22 protein-coding genes and 1 pseudogene are annotated in these 17,027 nt (G+C 58.2%); 10 read left to right on the top strand and 13 right to left on the bottom strand.

Translation table 11 applies throughout. The features are described from left to right. Positions 1 to 16: 16 nt before the first annotated feature. From ACA066_RS04280 to ACA066_RS04255, 6 genes are all read right to left on the bottom strand, one after another. Positions 17 to 256 (bottom strand): BolA family protein, encoded by a 240-nt coding sequence (locus ACA066_RS04280; protein ID WP_497698247.1) that lies wholly within the window; start codon positions 254 to 256, stop codon positions 17 to 19. Between the two features lie 113 nt (positions 257 to 369). Further along, positions 370 to 675 (bottom strand): STAS domain-containing protein, encoded by a 306-nt coding sequence (locus ACA066_RS04275; RefSeq protein WP_497401869.1) that lies wholly within the window; start codon positions 673 to 675, stop codon positions 370 to 372. Continuing rightward, positions 672 to 1,328, bottom strand: coding sequence for an MlaC/ttg2D family ABC transporter substrate-binding protein (locus ACA066_RS04270; protein WP_497698246.1), 657 nt, complete (start codon positions 1,326 to 1,328; stop codon positions 672 to 674). Before ACA066_RS04270 ends, ACA066_RS04275 begins: the two co-directional genes overlap by 4 nt. A gap of 11 nt (positions 1,329 to 1,339) precedes the next feature. After that, positions 1,340 to 1,807, bottom strand: coding sequence for an outer membrane lipid asymmetry maintenance protein MlaD (gene mlaD, locus ACA066_RS04265; protein ID WP_046045861.1), 468 nt, complete (start codon positions 1,805 to 1,807; stop codon positions 1,340 to 1,342). Next, positions 1,807 to 2,604 carry a lipid asymmetry maintenance ABC transporter permease subunit MlaE gene (mlaE, locus tag ACA066_RS04260; protein WP_084318116.1) on the bottom strand — a complete coding sequence of 266 codons (798 nt, stop codon included), beginning with the start codon at positions 2,602 to 2,604 and terminating at the stop codon, positions 1,807 to 1,809. The genes mlaD and mlaE overlap by 1 nt, the downstream gene beginning before the upstream one ends. Further along, the gene (locus tag ACA066_RS04255) at positions 2,604 to 3,413 is read right to left on the bottom strand and encodes an ATP-binding cassette domain-containing protein (protein WP_028623782.1); all 810 of its coding nucleotides are present in this window, start codon (positions 3,411 to 3,413) and stop codon (positions 2,604 to 2,606) included. The genes mlaE and ACA066_RS04255 overlap by 1 nt, the downstream gene beginning before the upstream one ends. A gap of 275 nt (positions 3,414 to 3,688) precedes the next feature. Between ACA066_RS04255 and ACA066_RS04250 the strand changes: the two genes are divergently transcribed. The 10 genes from ACA066_RS04250 to ACA066_RS04205 all read left to right on the top strand — a co-directional run bounded on the left by ACA066_RS04250 (position 3,689) and on the right by ACA066_RS04205 (position 10,715). Continuing rightward, the gene (locus tag ACA066_RS04250) at positions 3,689 to 4,663 is read left to right on the top strand and encodes a KpsF/GutQ family sugar-phosphate isomerase (RefSeq protein WP_497698245.1); all 975 of its coding nucleotides are present in this window, start codon (positions 3,689 to 3,691) and stop codon (positions 4,661 to 4,663) included. Then, entirely contained in the window at positions 4,663 to 5,187 is a 525-nt protein-coding gene (locus ACA066_RS04245) for a KdsC family phosphatase (RefSeq protein ID WP_008037377.1), read from the top strand. Before ACA066_RS04250 ends, ACA066_RS04245 begins: the two co-directional genes overlap by 1 nt. Positions 5,188 to 5,194: 7 nt before the next feature. Then, positions 5,195 to 5,767 (top strand): LPS export ABC transporter periplasmic protein LptC, encoded by a 573-nt coding sequence (lptC, locus tag ACA066_RS04240; protein WP_497698244.1) that lies wholly within the window; start codon positions 5,195 to 5,197, stop codon positions 5,765 to 5,767. Then, a complete protein-coding gene (gene lptA, locus ACA066_RS04235) occupies positions 5,754 to 6,302 on the top strand; it encodes a lipopolysaccharide transport periplasmic protein LptA (RefSeq protein WP_497698243.1) in 549 nt (182 codons plus the stop codon). The genes lptC and lptA overlap by 14 nt, the downstream gene beginning before the upstream one ends. Continuing rightward, positions 6,302 to 7,027 carry an LPS export ABC transporter ATP-binding protein gene (lptB, locus tag ACA066_RS04230; RefSeq protein ID WP_497698242.1) on the top strand — a complete coding sequence of 242 codons (726 nt, stop codon included), beginning with the start codon at positions 6,302 to 6,304 and terminating at the stop codon, positions 7,025 to 7,027. Before lptA ends, lptB begins: the two co-directional genes overlap by 1 nt. A 183-nt stretch (positions 7,028 to 7,210) precedes the next feature. Next, complete coding sequence (locus ACA066_RS04225; RefSeq protein WP_017336540.1) at positions 7,211 to 8,704, top strand: RNA polymerase factor sigma-54; 1,494 nt, start codon at positions 7,211 to 7,213, stop codon at positions 8,702 to 8,704. A 74-nt stretch (positions 8,705 to 8,778) separates the two neighbouring features. Continuing rightward, complete coding sequence (gene hpf, locus ACA066_RS04220) at positions 8,779 to 9,087, top strand: ribosome hibernation-promoting factor, HPF/YfiA family (RefSeq protein WP_007941242.1); 309 nt, start codon at positions 8,779 to 8,781, stop codon at positions 9,085 to 9,087. Positions 9,088 to 9,099: 12 nt separating this feature from the next. Continuing rightward, positions 9,100 to 9,564 (top strand): PTS IIA-like nitrogen regulatory protein PtsN, encoded by a 465-nt coding sequence (gene ptsN, locus ACA066_RS04215; RefSeq protein ID WP_214380686.1) that lies wholly within the window; start codon positions 9,100 to 9,102, stop codon positions 9,562 to 9,564. 2 nt (positions 9,565 to 9,566) lie between these two features. After that, on the top strand, positions 9,567 to 10,424 hold the full coding sequence (rapZ, locus tag ACA066_RS04210; RefSeq protein ID WP_017336538.1) for an RNase adapter RapZ: 858 nt from the start codon (positions 9,567 to 9,569) through the stop codon (positions 10,422 to 10,424). A gap of 15 nt (positions 10,425 to 10,439) precedes the next feature. Further along, positions 10,440 to 10,715, top strand: coding sequence for an HPr family phosphocarrier protein (locus tag ACA066_RS04205; RefSeq protein ID WP_392885318.1), 276 nt, complete (start codon positions 10,440 to 10,442; stop codon positions 10,713 to 10,715). A 7-nt stretch (positions 10,716 to 10,722) separates the two neighbouring features. Here ACA066_RS04205 and ACA066_RS04200 read toward each other — a convergent pair whose 3' ends face one another. The 7 genes and pseudogenes from ACA066_RS04200 to pmbA all read right to left on the bottom strand — a co-directional run bounded on the left by ACA066_RS04200 (position 10,723) and on the right by pmbA (position 16,983). Further along, the gene (locus ACA066_RS04200) at positions 10,723 to 11,616 is read right to left on the bottom strand and encodes a ZIP family metal transporter (protein ID WP_497698241.1); all 894 of its coding nucleotides are present in this window, start codon (positions 11,614 to 11,616) and stop codon (positions 10,723 to 10,725) included. A 30-nt stretch (positions 11,617 to 11,646) separates the two neighbouring features. Further along, positions 11,647 to 12,258 (bottom strand): superoxide dismutase, encoded by a 612-nt coding sequence (locus ACA066_RS04195; protein ID WP_084318106.1) that lies wholly within the window; start codon positions 12,256 to 12,258, stop codon positions 11,647 to 11,649. Between the two features lies 1 nt (position 12,259). Then, entirely contained in the window at positions 12,260 to 12,691 is a 432-nt protein-coding gene (locus tag ACA066_RS04190; protein WP_497698240.1) for a DUF2753 family protein, read from the bottom strand. Between the two features lie 27 nt (positions 12,692 to 12,718). Continuing rightward, on the bottom strand, positions 12,719 to 14,095 hold the full coding sequence (locus ACA066_RS04185) for a class II fumarate hydratase (protein WP_497698239.1): 1,377 nt from the start codon (positions 14,093 to 14,095) through the stop codon (positions 12,719 to 12,721). Then, a pseudogene (locus tag ACA066_RS04180) lies at positions 14,076 to 14,490 on the bottom strand (FagA protein). The gene ACA066_RS04185 and the pseudogene ACA066_RS04180 overlap by 20 nt, the downstream one beginning before the upstream one ends. 388 nt (positions 14,491 to 14,878) lie before the next feature. Beyond that, positions 14,879 to 15,259 carry a hypothetical protein gene (locus ACA066_RS04175; RefSeq protein ID WP_497698238.1) on the bottom strand — a complete coding sequence of 127 codons (381 nt, stop codon included), beginning with the start codon at positions 15,257 to 15,259 and terminating at the stop codon, positions 14,879 to 14,881. Positions 15,260 to 15,636: 377 nt separating this feature from the next. After that, positions 15,637 to 16,983: a metalloprotease PmbA gene (gene pmbA, locus ACA066_RS04170; RefSeq protein WP_497698237.1), complete on the bottom strand. Its 1,347-nt coding sequence runs from the start codon at positions 16,981 to 16,983 to the stop codon at positions 15,637 to 15,639. Between the last annotated feature and the right edge of the window lie 44 nt (positions 16,984 to 17,027).

Below are 17,027 nucleotides of genomic sequence, written 5' to 3'. Positions count from 1 at the left end.
CTCGACGCCCTTGGGCTCAGGTGCGCTCGGCCCAGGCCGCGCTGCTGAAAAATTTCATAGTGACCGCATGGATGCTGCCATCGGTGATCCATGGGTTCAAATGGGCATAGACCTGCTGCTGACGCTTCACCGGGCTCAACGCCGCCAGTTCATCGCTAATCACGTTCAGCTGGAAATTGCAGCCTTCGCCCTCAACTTCTACGTGCGTTCCGGGCAGCTTTCCTTCAAGGAAGCTCTTCACTTCTACGGCCTGCATGCTCAACCTCAATCGGCGCCCTGTGCGCGCGGGTCGGACATCATACAAAAAAGCCCCGCGCCTGCGAACCCCGCGAAGCAGGACTCTGACGGGGGGCTTTATTATCGATGCGGTTAGGGATGCGCCAACAGCTCGGTCAATTCGCTGACCTGAGCAATTTCGCGCATGTCTTCGGGCATTGCACGGATGCTCAGCGGCTTGCCGGCCTCCTCCGCATCACGCATGAAACACAGCAGCAGCGACAAGCCGACACTGCTGGACTTCAACACCGCCGAACAATCCACCACCAAGGCGGCGGCCTTGCTGGCCTTGATCAGCGCCTGGCCCTGCTTGCGCAGGCCCGGGCCGGTGCGGTAGTCCAGCATCCCGCTAAGCATCAGCTCGCCGGATTCATTCATGCGAATGGCCGATACACTCATTGGGCTTGCTTCTCGGGGGTTTGCTTCTCGCTGGCTTCCTTGGCTTTGGCGACTTCACCGGCCCAACCATTGATGGTCTTGTCCAGGTCGTTGCCATTGCGCTGCATCGCATCAGCGAACTGATCGCGGAACAGCTTGCCGATGTTGATGCCATTGATGATCACGTTGCGTAGCTTCCACTCGCCATTGATCTTTTCGAGCGTGTAGGACACAGGATAGATCGCGCCGTTGCTGCCCTTGACCGTCATGCCAACGCTGGTGCGGTCTCCCGACTCATCCTTGGCAGGGTCGACGACAATGCCCTGATTGTTGTACTCGAGCAGGGCATTGCCATAGAACTGGAACAGGCCCTTTTTGAAGTTTTCTTCAAAGGTCTTCATTTGCGCAGGCGTGGCCTTGCGCGAATATTTGACCGTCATGATGCTCTTGGAGATGCCCTCGGCATCCACCACAGGGCCGACGATGGTGTTCAGCGCCGTATAAAAGTCCTGCGGATCCTGCTTGTACTTCTCTTTGTTGGCTGACAGATCCGCCAGCAACCGGGTCGTGGTGTCCTGGACCAGTTCGTGCGCGGAAGGCGCCGCCACGGCGTTAGCCATCAACGGCAGGGCCGCGAGTACTACCAACAGGCCACGTCGCAAGGTAGAGATCATTCAAAAGCTCCTCATTTGGCGTCTTTGCTAACGGTATTGAGCAGGAATTTACCGATCAGGTCCTCGAGCACCAGCGACGACTGGGTGTCGTGGATGGTTCCACCATCCTTGAGCAGGCCTTCTTCGCCGCCCACGCTGAGACCGATGTATTTCTCGCCCAACAGGCCCGCCGTCAGAATAGATGCAGTGGAGTCAGTCGGCAGGTTATCTACGCGCTTTTCCAGTTGCATCGTTACCCGACCGGTGAAACTGTCGCGATCCAGATCGATTGCCGTGACCTTGCCGATGGTCACACCGGCCATGGTCACTTTAGCTCTGACCGTCAAACCGGCGATATTGTCGAAATAGGCATAAAGTTTATAAGTATCGGTGGTTGCGCTCGGGGACAGGCCACTCACCCGCAACGCCAGCAACAGCAAAGCCAGGATGCCAGCCAGCAAGAAAAGGCCGACACCGATTTCCAGGGTGCGGTTTTGCATCAGAAATCTCCAAACATCAAGGCGGTCAGAATAAAGTCCAGGCCGAGTACAGCCAACGAGGCATACACCACGGTCTTGGTAGTGGCACGACTGATCCCCTCGGATGTGGGCTCGCAGTCATAGCCTTGGAATACGGCGATCCAGGTCACGACAAAGGCGAAGACGATACTTTTGATGATGCCGTTGAGCACATCATCAGTGAACGTCACGCTGTTCTGCATGTTGGACCAGTAGGAACCTTCATACACACCCAGCCAGTCGACGGCCACCCACGAACCGCCCCAGATACCCACCACGCTGAAAATCATCGCCAGCACCGGCAGGGAAATGAAGCCGGCCCACAGGCGCGGGGCAATGATGTATTTGAGCGGGTCGACACCAATCATTTCCAGACTGGACAGCTGCTCGGTGGATTTCATGTTGCCGATTTCAGCCGTCAGGGCCGAACCGGCGCGTCCGGCGAACAGCAATGCCGTGACCACGGGGCCCAGTTCGCGCAGCAAAGTCAGGGCAACCATCTGCCCGACCGCCTGCTCCGAACCGTAGCTGGACAGAATGTTGAACCCTTGCAGCGCCAGCACCATGCCGATGAACACCCCGGAGACCACAATGATCACCAGGGACATCACGCCCACCGAATGCAGTTGCTTGATCAGCAGGCCGAAACCGCCGCCAATGCCGCCCCGGCCAAGCAAGGCATGAAACAGGAAAATCGTCGAACGGCCGAACACCGCCAGCACGTCGATGCCGGCGTGGCCGAACCGGCGCACGCGTTCTATGAGTGAAATCTTGCGCATCAACGCTTCCCCAGAAGATCTGCGCGGTAATCCGTCGCTGGAAAGTGGTATGCGACCGGGCCGTCGGGTTCGCCGGTCATGAATTGGCGAATCCGTGGCTCTTGCGAGTTCATCAGTTCCTCGGGCGTGCCCTGCCCCAACACCTGGCCTTCGCCGACCACATAGATGTAGTCAGCGATGCTCGCGGTCTCGGCCAGGTCGTGGGAGACCACGATGCTGGTAATGCCCAGGGCATCGTTGAGCAGGCGGATCAAGCGCACCAATACACCCATGGCGATCGGGTCCTGACCGACGAAAGGTTCGTCATACATGAGAATCTGCGGATCGAGGGCAATCGCCCGGGCCAGCGCGACGCGGCGCTTCATGCCGCCGGACAGCTCGTCAGGCATCAGGTCGATGGCGCCACGCAGGCCCACGGCCTGTAATTTGAGCAGGACAATGTCCCGGATCATTTCTTCCGGAAGCTCGGTATGAACGCGCAGGGGAAAGGCAACGTTCTCGAACACATCGAGATCGGTAAACAGCGCGCCGCTCTGAAACAGCACACCCATATGCTTGCGTGCATCGAACAAATCACTGCGCGACAGTTTCGGCAGGTTCTGACCGTTGACCCAGACTTCACCCTTGGTCGGGCGCAATTGGGCGCCCATCAAACGCAACAGTGTGGTCTTGCCACACCCGGAAGGCCCCATGATGCCGGTGACCTTGCCGCGCGGAATACGGATATCGACGTTATTGAAAATGCTGCGCGCACCGCGCTTGAAGGTCAGTCCCTTCAGCTCGACCGCGTAGGCGTTATCGGCACTCATCTAAACTCCTTGCGATGCAGCCTCTCACTCGGACGCCTGACTTTCTTGCGAAAGCACATACCTCCCGGGCAGGCCGAACTGGCGGCGAACTATATCACTGCAAAGGCCAAGCGCCCAAGGGCCAAGCCTGGCCATGTTGAGCAACCTGACCGGTAAAAAGCGTTATTTAGAGGGATTCGGTAACAGGGAATGTCAAAGCGCGACGAACTTGCGTGAGGGTTTCGATCATTACCGCTATAATCGCCGCCTTTTCATCAGGCTATACGATTTCTGACATGAGCCAATCCAGCGACCTGATTCAATCAGCACAACGCACCATCCGCCTCGAACTGGAAGCCGTACAAGGCTTGCTGCCCCTTATCGACGCAGATTTCGTACGCGCTTGCGAGATGATTCTGGCCAGCAAAGGCCGCGTAGTCGTGGTCGGCATGGGCAAATCAGGGCATATCGGCAACAAGATTGCCGCCACCCTGGCCAGCACCGGCACCACAGCGTTCTTCGTGCACCCGGCCGAAGCCAGCCACGGCGACATGGGCATGATTACCCGCGACGACATCATCCTGGCCCTGTCGAACTCCGGCTCCACCAATGAAATCGTCACCCTGCTGCCGTTGATCAAACGCCTGGGCATCAAATTGATCAGCGTGACCGGCAACCCCGATTCACCGCTGTCCAAGGCTGCCGAGGTCAATCTCAATGTGCATGTCGAACACGAAGCCTGCCCGCTGAACCTGGCACCGACATCGTCGACCACCGCCGCCCTGGTCATGGGCGATGCCCTGGCCGTTGCGCTGCTCGAAGCCCGCGGCTTCACCGCTGAAGACTTCGCCTTTTCCCACCCCGGCGGCGCGCTGGGCCGACGCCTGCTGTTGAAAGTGGAAAACGTCATGCACGCCGGACAGGAGTTGCCGCAAGTCCTGCGCGGGACTCTGCTCAAGGACGCGCTGATGGAAATGACCCGCAAGGGCCTGGGCATGACCGTTATCCTGGAAGCCGACGGCAAACTCGCCGGGATCTTCACCGACGGCGATTTGCGCCGTACCCTGGATCGCAGCATCGATATTCACAGCGCCACGATCGACCAGGTCATGACCGCCCACGGCAAGACTGCCCGCGCCGAGATGCTCGCCGCCGAGGCCCTGAAAATCATGGAAGACCATAAAATCAACGCGCTGGTCGTGGTCGACAGCGAAGACCGTCCGGTCGGCGCCTTGAACATGCACGACTTGCTGCGTGCAGGAGTAATGTAATGAGCACGGACCTGCTGCAACGCGGCAAACAGATCAAACTGGCGGTATTCGACGTCGACGGCGTCCTGACCGACGGGCGCCTGTACTTCCTTGAAGACGGCAGCGAATTCAAGACCTTCAACACGCTCGACGGTCAGGGCATCAAGATGTTGATGGCAGCCGGCGTGCAGACCGCTATCATCAGCGGCCGCAAGACCCCGGTGGTCGAGCGACGGGCGAAGAACCTCGGCATTCCCCACCTGTATCAGGGTCGCGAAGATAAACTGGTGGTGCTGGACGAACTTCTCGCCCAACTCAACCTAAGCTATGAGCAGGTCGCCTATCTCGGTGACGACCTGCCGGACCTGCCGGTGATTCGCCGCGTCGGCCTGGGCATGGCGGTGGCCAATGCCGCCAGCTTCGTGCGTGAACACGCTCACGGCATCACCCAGGCCCGTGGTGGCGAGGGTGCCGCCCGCGAATTCTGCGAATTGATCCTGCGCGCCCAGGGCCGCCTCGATGCGGCCAACGCTGCGTACCTGTGAGCCAACTATGCTGAGCAAGAAATTTCGCAACATCCTGGTGTTCGGTTGCATCGCAGCGATTTTTGCGGCGGTCGGTTACTGGAACATCAGCCCGGAACGCTTCCTCGACAAGCCAGTGGCTACGGTCGATGAAAGCGCGATCGACTATTACGCACTCAACGCCCACAGCGTGCAGTACCTGCCGGACGGCAAACTGCAGTACGAAATGACGTCCGACAAGGTTGAACACCTGAAGGCGACCGAAGTGACGTTGTTGACCAATCCGGACCTGAACCTGTTCCGCGGCACCCAATTCCCCTGGCACGTCCAGAGCGAACATGGCGAAGTCAATCCGGACGGCACCCAGGTCGAACTGATCGACTCGGTGCGCATCACGCGTTTCGACGAGAAAAACCGCAAGACCCTGATTACCACCACCCGCATGACAGTGTTCCCGCAGCAGCAATATGCGCAGACCGATCAACCCGTTAGAATCGACGGCGCTGGTGGTGTCTCGACTGGCAAGGGAATGAAAGCGTATTTGAAAGAAAGCAGGATACACCTGCTATCGAACGTAAGAGGACAGTATGAGGCTCGTTAAAACTCTCCCTATTTTGCTCGGTCTGGGCGCAGCACTGGGAAGCGTGAGCGCCTGGGCTCTGCCGAACGATCAACAGCAGCCTATCCGCATTCAGGCCGACGATGCCCAACTGGACGACAAGAACGGCGTTGCCACCTACACCGGCGACGTGATCATTACCCAGGGCTCGATGAAGGTTACCGGCAACAAGGTCACCATCACCCGCACCGCGGCCGGTGACATTGACGTGGTGACTTCGGTGGGCAACCTGGCCTACTTCGAGCAGCTGCAGACCGCTGGCGACACCAAGCCGGTTCAGGGCTACGGCGTCACCATCCAGTACCACGCCTCGCAAGACCGCGTCGTATTGATCGATCGCGCCAAAGTCATCGACAAGGACGGCAACGTTACCCAAGGCGAGAAAATCGTCTACGACACCAACAAAAAGCTCGCCAGCGCCGGCCGTGCCACAGGCGCCAACGTGACCGAGTCGCGCCCGCGCATCGACATGGTGATCCAGCCGAAAAAGAAAACCGACGAGCAAAAGGCCCCGTAATGGCAACTCTGAAAGCTCAGCATCTGGCCAAGAGCTACAAGAGCCGTCAGGTCGTGCGCGACGTCAGCCTGTCCATCGACAGCGGTCAGATCGTCGGCCTGCTTGGCCCTAACGGCGCCGGCAAGACCACCTGCTTCTACATGATCGTCGGCCTGGTCCAGGCCGATCAGGGCCGCGTCCTGATCGACGATCTGGACGTCAGCCACCAGCCGATGCACGGTCGCGCGAAGGCCGGTATCGGCTATCTTCCGCAAGAAGCATCGATCTTTCGCAAACTCTCGGTCGCCGACAACATCATGGCCATCCTCGAGACCCGCAAGGAACTCGACAAGGCCGATCGTCGCAAAGAGCTGGAAAGCCTGCTGCAGGAATTCCACATCAGCCACATCCGCGACAATCTCGGCATGAGCTTGTCCGGTGGTGAACGCCGCCGCGTGGAAATCGCCCGGGCACTGGCAACCAGTCCGAAATTCATCCTCCTCGACGAACCCTTCGCCGGCGTGGACCCGATTTCGGTGGGCGACATCAAGCAGATCATCTACCACCTCAAGGCCAAGGGCATTGGCGTACTGATCACTGACCACAACGTCCGTGAAACCCTGGATATCTGCGAAACCGCCTACATCGTCAACGATGGTCAACTGATCGCCGAAGGTGATTCGGCCACCATCCTGGCCAACGACCTCGTGAAAGAAGTCTATCTGGGCCATGAGTTCCGCCTGTAAGCGCTGAGGTGTCTGGCTAGTCGCCGAGCGCTTGTCTCGATAAAAAATCAACAGTTTTTTATTGTTACAGCGCTCTAGGCAAACGTTGCAGTTTCAGGCATATAATTTGCTTATGTTTGGCGCTCCGGCGCCCTGTAGTGGATGGCGCATGTGCGCCGGCGAATAAGGTGTTAAGCCCCTGCCATGAAACCATCGCTAGTCTTGAGAATGGGCCAGCAGCTGACGATGACACCGCAGCTGCAACAGGCCATCCGCCTGCTCCAATTGTCGACCCTGGACCTGCAACAGGAAATCCAGGAGGCCCTGGAGTCCAATCCGATGCTCGAACGCCAGGAAGAAGGCGACGACTTCGATAACGCCGACCCCTTGGCCGACAAAGCCGAGCAGCAACCCAACGCCGACGTCTCAGAACCCTCCTACCAGGAAACCGCCCCAACGGTGGACAACCTCGATGAGGGCGACTGGAACGAGCGCATTCCCAACGAACTGCCCGTCGACACCGCATGGGAAGACGTCTACCAAACCAGCGCCAGCAGCCTGCCGAGCAACGATGATGACGAGTGGGATTTCACCACCCGCACATCGGCCGGTGAAAGCCTGCAAAGCCATCTGTTGTGGCAACTGAACCTGGCGCCGATGTCCGACACTGATCGTCTGATCGCCGTGACCCTGATCGATTGCATCAACAATCAGGGCTACCTGGACGAAACCCTCGAGGAGATCCTCGAAGCCTTCGATCCGGAACTCGACATCGAACTGGACGAGATCGAAGCCGTCCTGCATCGCATCCAGCAATTCGAACCGGCCGGCATCGGCGCCCGCAACCTCGGTGAATGCCTGCTGCTGCAATTGCGCCAGTTGCCCGCCAAGACGCCTTGGCTGGCCGAGGCCAAGCGCCTGGTCACCGACTACATCGACTTGCTCGGCAGCCGCGACTACAGCCAGCTGATGCGCCGCATGAAGCTCAAGGAAGATGAACTGCGCCAGGTCATCGAACTGGTACAGAGCCTCAACCCACGCCCTGGCTCGCAGATCGAGTCCAGTGAAGCCGAATACGTCGTTCCCGACGTGATCGTGCGCAAGGACAACGAGCGCTGGCTGGTGGAGCTTAATCAGGAATCGGTACCGCGGCTGCGGGTCAACGCCCAATACGCCGGTTTCGTGCGCCGCGCCGACACCAGTGCCGACAACACCTTCATGCGCAATCAGTTGCAAGAGGCCCGCTGGTTCATCAAGAGCCTGCAGAGCCGTAATGAAACCCTGATGAAAGTTGCCACCCAGATCGTCGAGCATCAACGCGGTTTTCTGGAATACGGCGACGAAGCGATGAAACCGTTGGTGCTGCATGACATCGCCGAAGCGGTGGGCATGCACGAATCGACGATTTCCCGGGTGACCACGCAAAAATTCATGCATACCCCTCGGGGTATATATGAGCTGAAATACTTTTTCTCCAGCCACGTCAGCACCTCCGAAGGCGGCGAATGCTCGTCCACGGCGATCCGCGCGATCATCAAAAAACTGGTTGCGGCGGAAAATCAGAAAAAGCCGTTGAGTGACAGCAAGATCGCTGGTTTACTGGAGGCACAAGGCATTCAGGTGGCTCGCCGCACCGTCGCCAAGTACCGCGAATCCCTCGGGATCGCGCCTTCGAGCGAACGCAAGCGGTTGATGTAGAGCCACGCCACAGCGTTCCAGTGGTAGATCATCTGATCTACCGCTTTATGCACTGGCAACGAAGGAGAAGCTGTATGCAAGTCAACATCAGTGGACACCAACTGGAAGTGACCGAACCGCTTCGCACCTACATCGGCGAAAAACTCGAACGATTAGAGCGGCATTTCGACAAGATCACCAACGTGCAAGTCACGATGACGGTCGAGAAGCTGAAGCAGAAAATCGAAGCCACGCTGCATATTCCCGGCAATGAAGTGGTCGCAAACGCGGAACATACCGACATGTACGCGGCGATCGACGCGCTGACCGACAAGCTGGATAAACAACTCAAAAAGCATAAGGAAAAGACCCAAAGCCTCCTCCAGGGCGCGACCGGTCGTTAACACTCCCAACCCATGATCCGACTTGAAAGCATCCTGACCCCCGGCCGTTCCCTCGTGAACGTGCCGGGCGGCAGCAAAAAGAAAGCCCTCGAGCAAATTGCCAATCTGATCGCCCGCGAAGTGCCGGCCCTGGAGATGCAAGATGTCTTCGAGGCTTTGATTGCCCGTGAAAAACTTGGCTCGACCGGTTTTGGTAACGGCATCGCTATCCCCCACTGTCGGCTGAAAGGTTGCACCTCGCCCATCAGTGCTTTAATGCACCTGGACGCTCCCATCGATTTTGACGCCATCGACGGCGCCCCGGTTGACCTGCTGTTCGTTCTGCTGGTCCCGGAAGCGGCTACCGATGCGCACCTTGAATTGCTCCGCCAGATCGCCAGCATGCTTGATCGCAAGGAAGTCCGTGATCGCCTGCGCAGCGCCGCGAGCAATGAAGCCTTGTATCAGGTTGTCCTGGACGAGCAAAACGGGCACTAATCATGCGTTTGATCATCGTCAGTGGCCGTTCCGGCTCAGGTAAAAGCACCGCACTCGATGTTCTCGAGGACAACGGCTATTACTGTATCGACAACCTGCCCGCCGGGTTGCTGCCGGAACTGGCTGAACGTGCGTTGATTCATACTGAGCTTGCGCAGCCGCTGGTTGCCGTCTCCATCGACGCACGCAACTTGCCGAGTCACCTGACCCGTTTTCCGGAACTGCTCGCAGAAGTCCGCAGCCGACATATCCAGTGCGATGTCCTGTACCTGGATGCCGACGAAGAAACCTTGCTCAAGCGCTTTTCGGAAACCCGCCGTCGTCACCCGCTAAGCAGCGCCAATCGCTCGCTGGCCGAGGCGATCAACGATGAAACCAACCTGCTCGGGCCGATTGCCGACCTCGCCGATCTCAAGGTCAATACCACCAACCTGAACCTGTATCAGCTGCGCGATACCATCAAGTTGCGCCTGCTGAACCAGCCGGAACCCGGCACTGCTTTTTTGGTGGAGTCTTTCGGATTCAAGCGGGGCATGCCAGTGGATGCCGATCTGGTGTTCGACGTGCGCTGCCTGCCGAACCCCTATTGGAAGCCGGAGCTACGCGATCAGTCCGGGCTTGATCAACCGGTTGCCGAGTACCTCGCGGCCCAGCCGGACGTCGAGGAGATGTTCCAGGACATCTCCACGTACCTGCTCAAATGGCTGCCCCGCTTTGCCGCCAGCAACCGTGCTTATGTCACCATTGCCATTGGCTGCACCGGCGGGCATCACCGCTCCGTCTACCTGACCGAACGTCTGGGCCAGGTCCTGCAAAAATCCCTGAAGAACGTCCAGGTCCGCCACCGCGACCTCAGCTAAAGGATTCACATCGCGATGCCTGCTCTGGAAATCGAAATCATCAACAAACTGGGCCTGCATGCCCGCGCTTCTGCGAAATTCGTTGGAGTCGCCGGCGAGTTCAAAGACTGCACGATCAGAGTAGGACGGACGCCGGAATCCACGGTCGACGGCAAAAGCATCATGGCAATGATGATGCTCGCTGCGGGCAAGGGCACAAAAATCTATATCAGTACCGAAGGCGAAGACGAGCAGAAAGCACTAGATGCACTGACAGACTTGATCAATCGTTACTTCGACGAAGGCGAATAACGCTCGCCTAGGCGAGCGCGGTATCCATCACCATCATCAAACAAAACCCGATCAGCAGCCCAAGGCTGGCCAGCTTGTCGTGACCATGGCGGCGCGACTCGGGAATGACTTCATGCGTCACCACCAACAACATGGCCCCGGCCGCCAGTGCCAGGCCCAATGGCAAGAGCAACTCGGCCAGGCTCACCAGCCAGGCGCACAACAGCGCAAAGACCGGCTCGACCAACCCTGACGCCGCACCGATCAGGAACGCCTTGACTCGCGACATCCCTGCCCCGGCCAAGACCAGCGCAATCACCAGCCCTTCCGGCACATCCTGCAAGGCAATGCCCATGGCCAGACTGTCGGCATCGGGCATGCCGCCACCCGCCGAGACACCGACCGCCATGCCTTCTGGAATGTTGTGGGCAATGATGGCAAACACGAACAACCAGATCCGTGGTGGAATGACCGGCCGTTCCAGCGTGCCGACGAGCATTTCCGGCGATGCGCCAGACACCTTCCGATCCACCAGAAACAACACGAACGCACCCAACATGATTCCGAAACTGATCAGCCCGCTGGCCGCCCAAGGCGTCAGCCCCAGGCTTTCAGCCGCAGCAATACCCGGGACGATCAGCGAAAATGCCGTCGCCGCGAGCATCACCCCGGCGCCGAAGCCGAGCAGCGTATCGCTGACCGCCTGGGGCATGCGCCGAATCACCAGCACCGGCACCGCGCCCAGGGCGGTACCCAAGGCGCAGATCGCACCGCCCTGTAAGGCGCGTAGCAGTTTTGGTTCAAGATCCAGCCACGCCAGGCCCTGGGCGACCAACAAGCTCATACCCGCCAACAGTGAAAGCGACCCCAATGCGTAACGAAACATCCGTCCACTTACGATCGCCAGTGTTTCAGTGCCCATAGTCAGCCCAGGATTGTTTTTATAGAAGACTTAAACCAGTGCAGCCTGATAGCGCGCAGCGACTTCAGGCCAATTGATCACGTTGTAAAACGCGTTGATGTATTCCGGGCGACGGTTTTGATATTGCAGGTAATAGGCGTGCTCCCAGACATCCAGGCCGAGGATGGGTGTATTGCCGCTCATCAACGGACTGTCCTGGTTACCGCTGCTTTCCACGACCAGGGTCTTTTGCGGGGTCACACTCAGCCAGGCCCAGCCGCTGCCGAAACGGGTCAGCGCGGCTTTGGTGAACGCTTCCTTGAAACGGTCGAGACCGCCCAGTTGGTCGTCGATCGCCTTGGCCAGCTCGCCGTCCGGCTGACCGCCGCCGTTGGGTACCATGACTTCCCAGAACAGCGAATGGTTGGCATGACCACCACCCTGATTGATCACCGCCGCGCGAAGTTTTTCCGGCAGTTGCTGAACGGCAGCCACCAGTTTCTCCACCGGCCACTCGGCAAACTCGGTGCCTTCGACGGCGGCGTTCAGGTTATTGATGTAGGTCTGGTGATGCTTGGTGTAGTGGATTTCCATGGTCTGCGCATCGATGTGCGGCTCCAGGGCATCGTAGGCGTACGGCAAGGCAGGCAAGCTAAAAGCCATTTCAATGGACTCCATGATGTAGAGGCGCAGCGGGCGACGCGGCATCGGTGTGCAGCAAACGATGAGTACGCGGGTATTCGCCGTGCTCGCTGATGAAATTCAGCAGTTCGACGTAGGTTTTGCTGCTCTGACGCAGTGCTGCTTCGCGTAATGCCGGCGCCAGTCGCGGGTCCTGTATCGTCTTCAATAGCCGCTGGTGGATGGCGCACAGGTATTCGGCGCTCTCCTCCGGCTGGTTCAGACGTAAATGCAGGTCCGCCAGGTTGTGGTGGGAAATGACGCAGGCCGCCACCGCTTCGTCGGCATCCGCCCAGCGCTCGAACAACACCTGGGCCAGGGCCAATGCCTGCAGGTAAGCCTCGCGGGCATCCACCAGTTCGCCCAGCATGAAACAGCGGTTTGCCCTTTCGATCGTGCGTTTCCAGTGCTCCATGGTGAGCCTCCAAAGCGGTTGCGGTGATTACACGCCGCCTGCGGTGAGCTTTTCCGGATTGAGCAACTCTTCCAGTTGGCTACGCGTCAGGTCGGTGTGTTCCAGAGCGACATCGATCACCGGACGGCCTTGCTGATAAGCCTTCTTGGCGATTTCAGCGGCTTTTTGGTAACCAATGATCGGGTTGAGTGCAGTGACCAGAATCGGGTTGCGCGACAGCGCCTCCTTGATCCGGGCTTCGTTGACCTTGAAGCTGGCGATAGCCTTTTCACCCAGCAGGTGGCTGGCGTTGGCCAGCAACTCGATGCTGCTCAGCAGGTTCTGGGCGATGATTGGCAGCATCACGTTCAGTTCGAAGTTGCCCGACTGGCCAGCGATGGTGATGACCGTGTCATTGCCGATCACTTGAGCGGCAACCATGGCGGTGGCTTCCGGGATCACCGGATTGACCTTGCCGGGCATGATCGACGAGCCCGGCTGCAAGGCTTCGAGTTCGATTTCACCGAGACCGGCCAGCGGACCGGAGTTCATCCAGCGCAAGTCGTTGGCGATTTTCATCAGCGAAACAGCGGTGGTTTTCAGTTGCCCGGAGAGCGCAACGGCGGTGTCCTGGGAGCCGATCAATGCGAACAAATCGGTGCCCGGCGTGAATTGCACTTGCGTCAACTTTGTCAGTTGCTGGCTGAAAAGCCCGGCGAACTCGGGATGCGCATTAATCCCGGTGCCCACCGCAGTACCGCCCTGCGCCAGGGATTGCAGACTTGGCAGCAGATCCTGCAGATGGCCGATGTTGGCCTTCAGCTGTTGCGCCCAACCGTTGAGCACCTGGCTCATGCGCACTGGCATCGCGTCCATCAAGTGAGTGCGACCGGTTTTGACGTGATGGTGAACCTCTTCAGCCTTGTGCTCGATCACCTGCACCAGACGCACCAGCGCCGGCAGCAGTTGCTCATGCAACGCCAGCGCAGCGCTGACGTGGATGGTGGTCGGGATGATGTCGTTGCTGCTCTGGCCGCAATTGACGTGATCGTTGGGGTTCACCGGCTCACCGAGCAGACGGCTGGCCAGGGTCGCAATCACTTCGTTGGCGTTCATGTTGGAACTGGTGCCGGAACCGGTCTGGAAAATATCCACCGGGAAGTGCTGCATGAAGTCGCCCTGAAGCAAGCCCAGTGCCGCGTCGACGATGGCTTTGCCCTGGGATTCGCTGATCTGCTTGAGTTCGATATTGGCCCGGGCGGCGGCGGCCTTGGCCAGGATCAGTGCGCGGATGAACTGCACCGGCATCGGTTTACCGCTGATCGGGAAGTTATTCACCGCACGCTGGGTCTGTGCGCCGTAGAGGGCGTCCACCGGGACCTGGAGTTCGCCCATGCTGTCGCGCTCAATACGAGTCTTGTTCATCAGAAAATCCTTGCACCAGTTCAGTAAGAGGAATCGAAGGCTGCAACTCGCAGGTCGCAGGTCGCCAGTTGCCAGGTGTAGCTTTGCCAGCGCTTGAGGCGGCACTTGCAAAGGGAGAGGCGTTCGAGTTCGCGCAGCGGGCGCCACGCCTGATCCAGGCAATAGGTCCGCCAGTGCCAGGGCAGCGCGACATCGGCGGCGGTGTCGAGCAGCAAACGGAAAGAGGTTTCGGCGATGGTCCAGGGTGAGGTCGCCGTGCAGCACGCCAGATACCGGCCTTCGGCCAGGTAATGTTCGATCAGGCGAGGCTCGTCGGGATCCATCGCGCAGCGGATCTGGCGACTCATCCAGCGCCAGCTTTCGAGGTAAGGCTGCTCGTGCAAGGCAGAACTCATGATTCGGGCTCATTCGGTAATGAGATTTATTATTAAATGATAATGAGAAGCAAAACAACCCCGAGAGCATCAGCGAGATTCAGTGTGTGCGAGCCTGCTCGCGAAGGCGATTGAACAAGCTGGCAAGGCACCTTCGTGACACACTCGTCGATAAGTCTTTGCCGCGTTCTTATGGTCTTCTGAGGCAACGATCGTCGTAGCGGGCAAGTGAGATCACGGAGTTGCTGCCACACCAGTACCCGTCTGCGTAGTTACGCAAAGTGTGATGGACGGGTGCGTTCATATTAGTTTTAAAGGGAAATACCGTGCCGGTACGCTTGAGCGTCCCGGCACCGGGTTTATGTGCAATACGGATGGTCAAGTCTTTTAAACACTTGCTCCATTGCTATCACTCTGAATCGGACGAATCGCCATAGTAATCGCGGACTGCAGGAATTTGCGCTGAAGTCCCTGGGGACTGTTCGAACGCGTCCGTAGCTCTTTTAAACGCATCCAAAACTTCCAACTGTTCAACCAATTGAGCCGGATAGAACGCTCTCTCCATGACAGACTTTAGTTTAATTTCCGCCGTAACCAGATTTTTTTTAAGGATTTGCTGTGGTTCGTATTGAAGATCAGATAGAGGTAGGCTTTGGTTTAGGCTTAGTGCGGCCGGGACGTTTTCAGTTTTTTTAACCAAATCTTTAAGTGCTGATTGATGCACTGGAGAAGTCGATACATCAGGGAGTTGGGAGACACGAGATTCGCTTCCGACCTTGGATAATAGCATTGGCAAAAAGTCCTTTAGAGATAAAAAAATACCTTACAATCAACCCCTAACCATCAACTTTCAAATATCGCTCAGGCGAATAATTCATTAGTTTCGGCTTTCCGAGTACCAATAATCGGAGTTATTTCCATATTTCTGTCTAATGCATAGTGAAAACCACGACATCAGCTGTCGGTTATCGAGGAAGCACCAACCACTGGTTCGCCGCGTTTGTGCGTGTCTGTTCCATTTGAGTTTTGAAGGGTGGTTCAGGGAATGGCGCATGAGTTGTAAAGTTGGCGAACTAAAAACTATGCTCGCCACAAACAAAGAATATCCCCCAAAAAAAGACGCGCCACCCAATGAGTGGCGCGTCTTTTTTGTGTAATGGGGGAGACTTAGCTACCCGCGACAGTCATCCGCTCGATCAACACCGAACCCGTGCGAATGTTGCTGCGCAATTCCAGGTCATTACCCACTGCAACGATCTGCTTGAACATGTCGCGCATGTTGCCGGCGATGGTGACTTCCTGGACCGCAAACTGGATCTCGCCGTTCTCGACCCAATAGCCCGCCGCACCGCGAGAGTAATCGCCGGTAACCATGTTCAGGCCTTGGCCCATCAACTCGGTGACCAGCAAGCCACGGCCCATGCGCCGCAGCAACGCCGCCTGGTCTTCGTCGCCGTGGGTAACGAACAGGTTGTGCACGCCGCCAGCGTTGGCGGTGCTCGGCATGCCGAGTTTGCGACCGGAATAGGTGCCGAGGATATAGGACACCAACTCACCCTTTTCGACGAACGGTTTGGCATAAGTCGCTAGGCCATCGCCATCGAACGCCGAACTGCCCATGGCGCGCATCAGGTGCGGGCGCTCATCGATGGTCAACCATTCCGGGAACAACTTCTGCCCAAGGGTGTCTTCCAGGAACGACGATTTGCGATACAGGCTGCCGCCGGAAATCGCCGAGAGGAAACTGCCGAACAAACCACCGGCCAGTTCCGCGGAGAACAAAACCGGCACTTCACAGGTTGGCACCGGACGCGCACCCAGACGGCTCGCTGCACGCTGCGCTGCTCGCTGGCCGATGCTCACCGGGTCAGTCAGCAAATTGCCCTGCCGGTTCACGTCGTACCAGTAATCGCGCTGCATCTGGCCATCGGCCTCGGCGATCATGACGCAGCTCAGGCTATGGCGAGTCGAGGCGTAACCGCCAATAAAACCGTGGCTGTTGCCGTAAACGCGGCAGCCCTGGTGAGTGCTGAGGGTGGTGCCGTCGGCATTCTTGATCCGGCTGTCGGTGGCAAACGCTGCCGCCTCACAGCTCAAGGCCATCTCGATGGCTTGCTCCGGTGTGATGTCCCATTGATGGAACAGGTCGAAATCCTGCAGATCCTTGGCCATCAGCGCAGCATCCGCCAGGCCGGCGGCTTCGTCTTCGGAGGTGTGTTTGGCGATGGCCAGCGCTGCAGCGACGGTTTCACGAATCGCGTCCGGGCCACTGGCCGAGGTGCTGGCCGAGCCCTTGCGCTGGCCAACATACAAGGTGATGCCAAAGCCCTGATCGCGGTTGAATTCGACGGTTTCGACTTCGCGCTGGCGTACAGAGGTCGACAGGCCCTGCTCCAGGGACACCGCCACTTCACAGGCGCTCGCGCCCTGGCGCTTGGCTTCAGCGATGATCTGCTCGACTTGTTCTTGCAGTGCCGGCAACGCTTGTGGGCCGACGCTTTCAACTGCACTCATGCTGTTCTCCACTCAAATTCTGCTTTCGGTAAAGGCCTTCGAGC

This window comes from Pseudomonas sp. LBUM1651, assembly GCF_059716135.1.
This window is presented reverse-complemented; position numbering and strand designations above follow the sequence as displayed.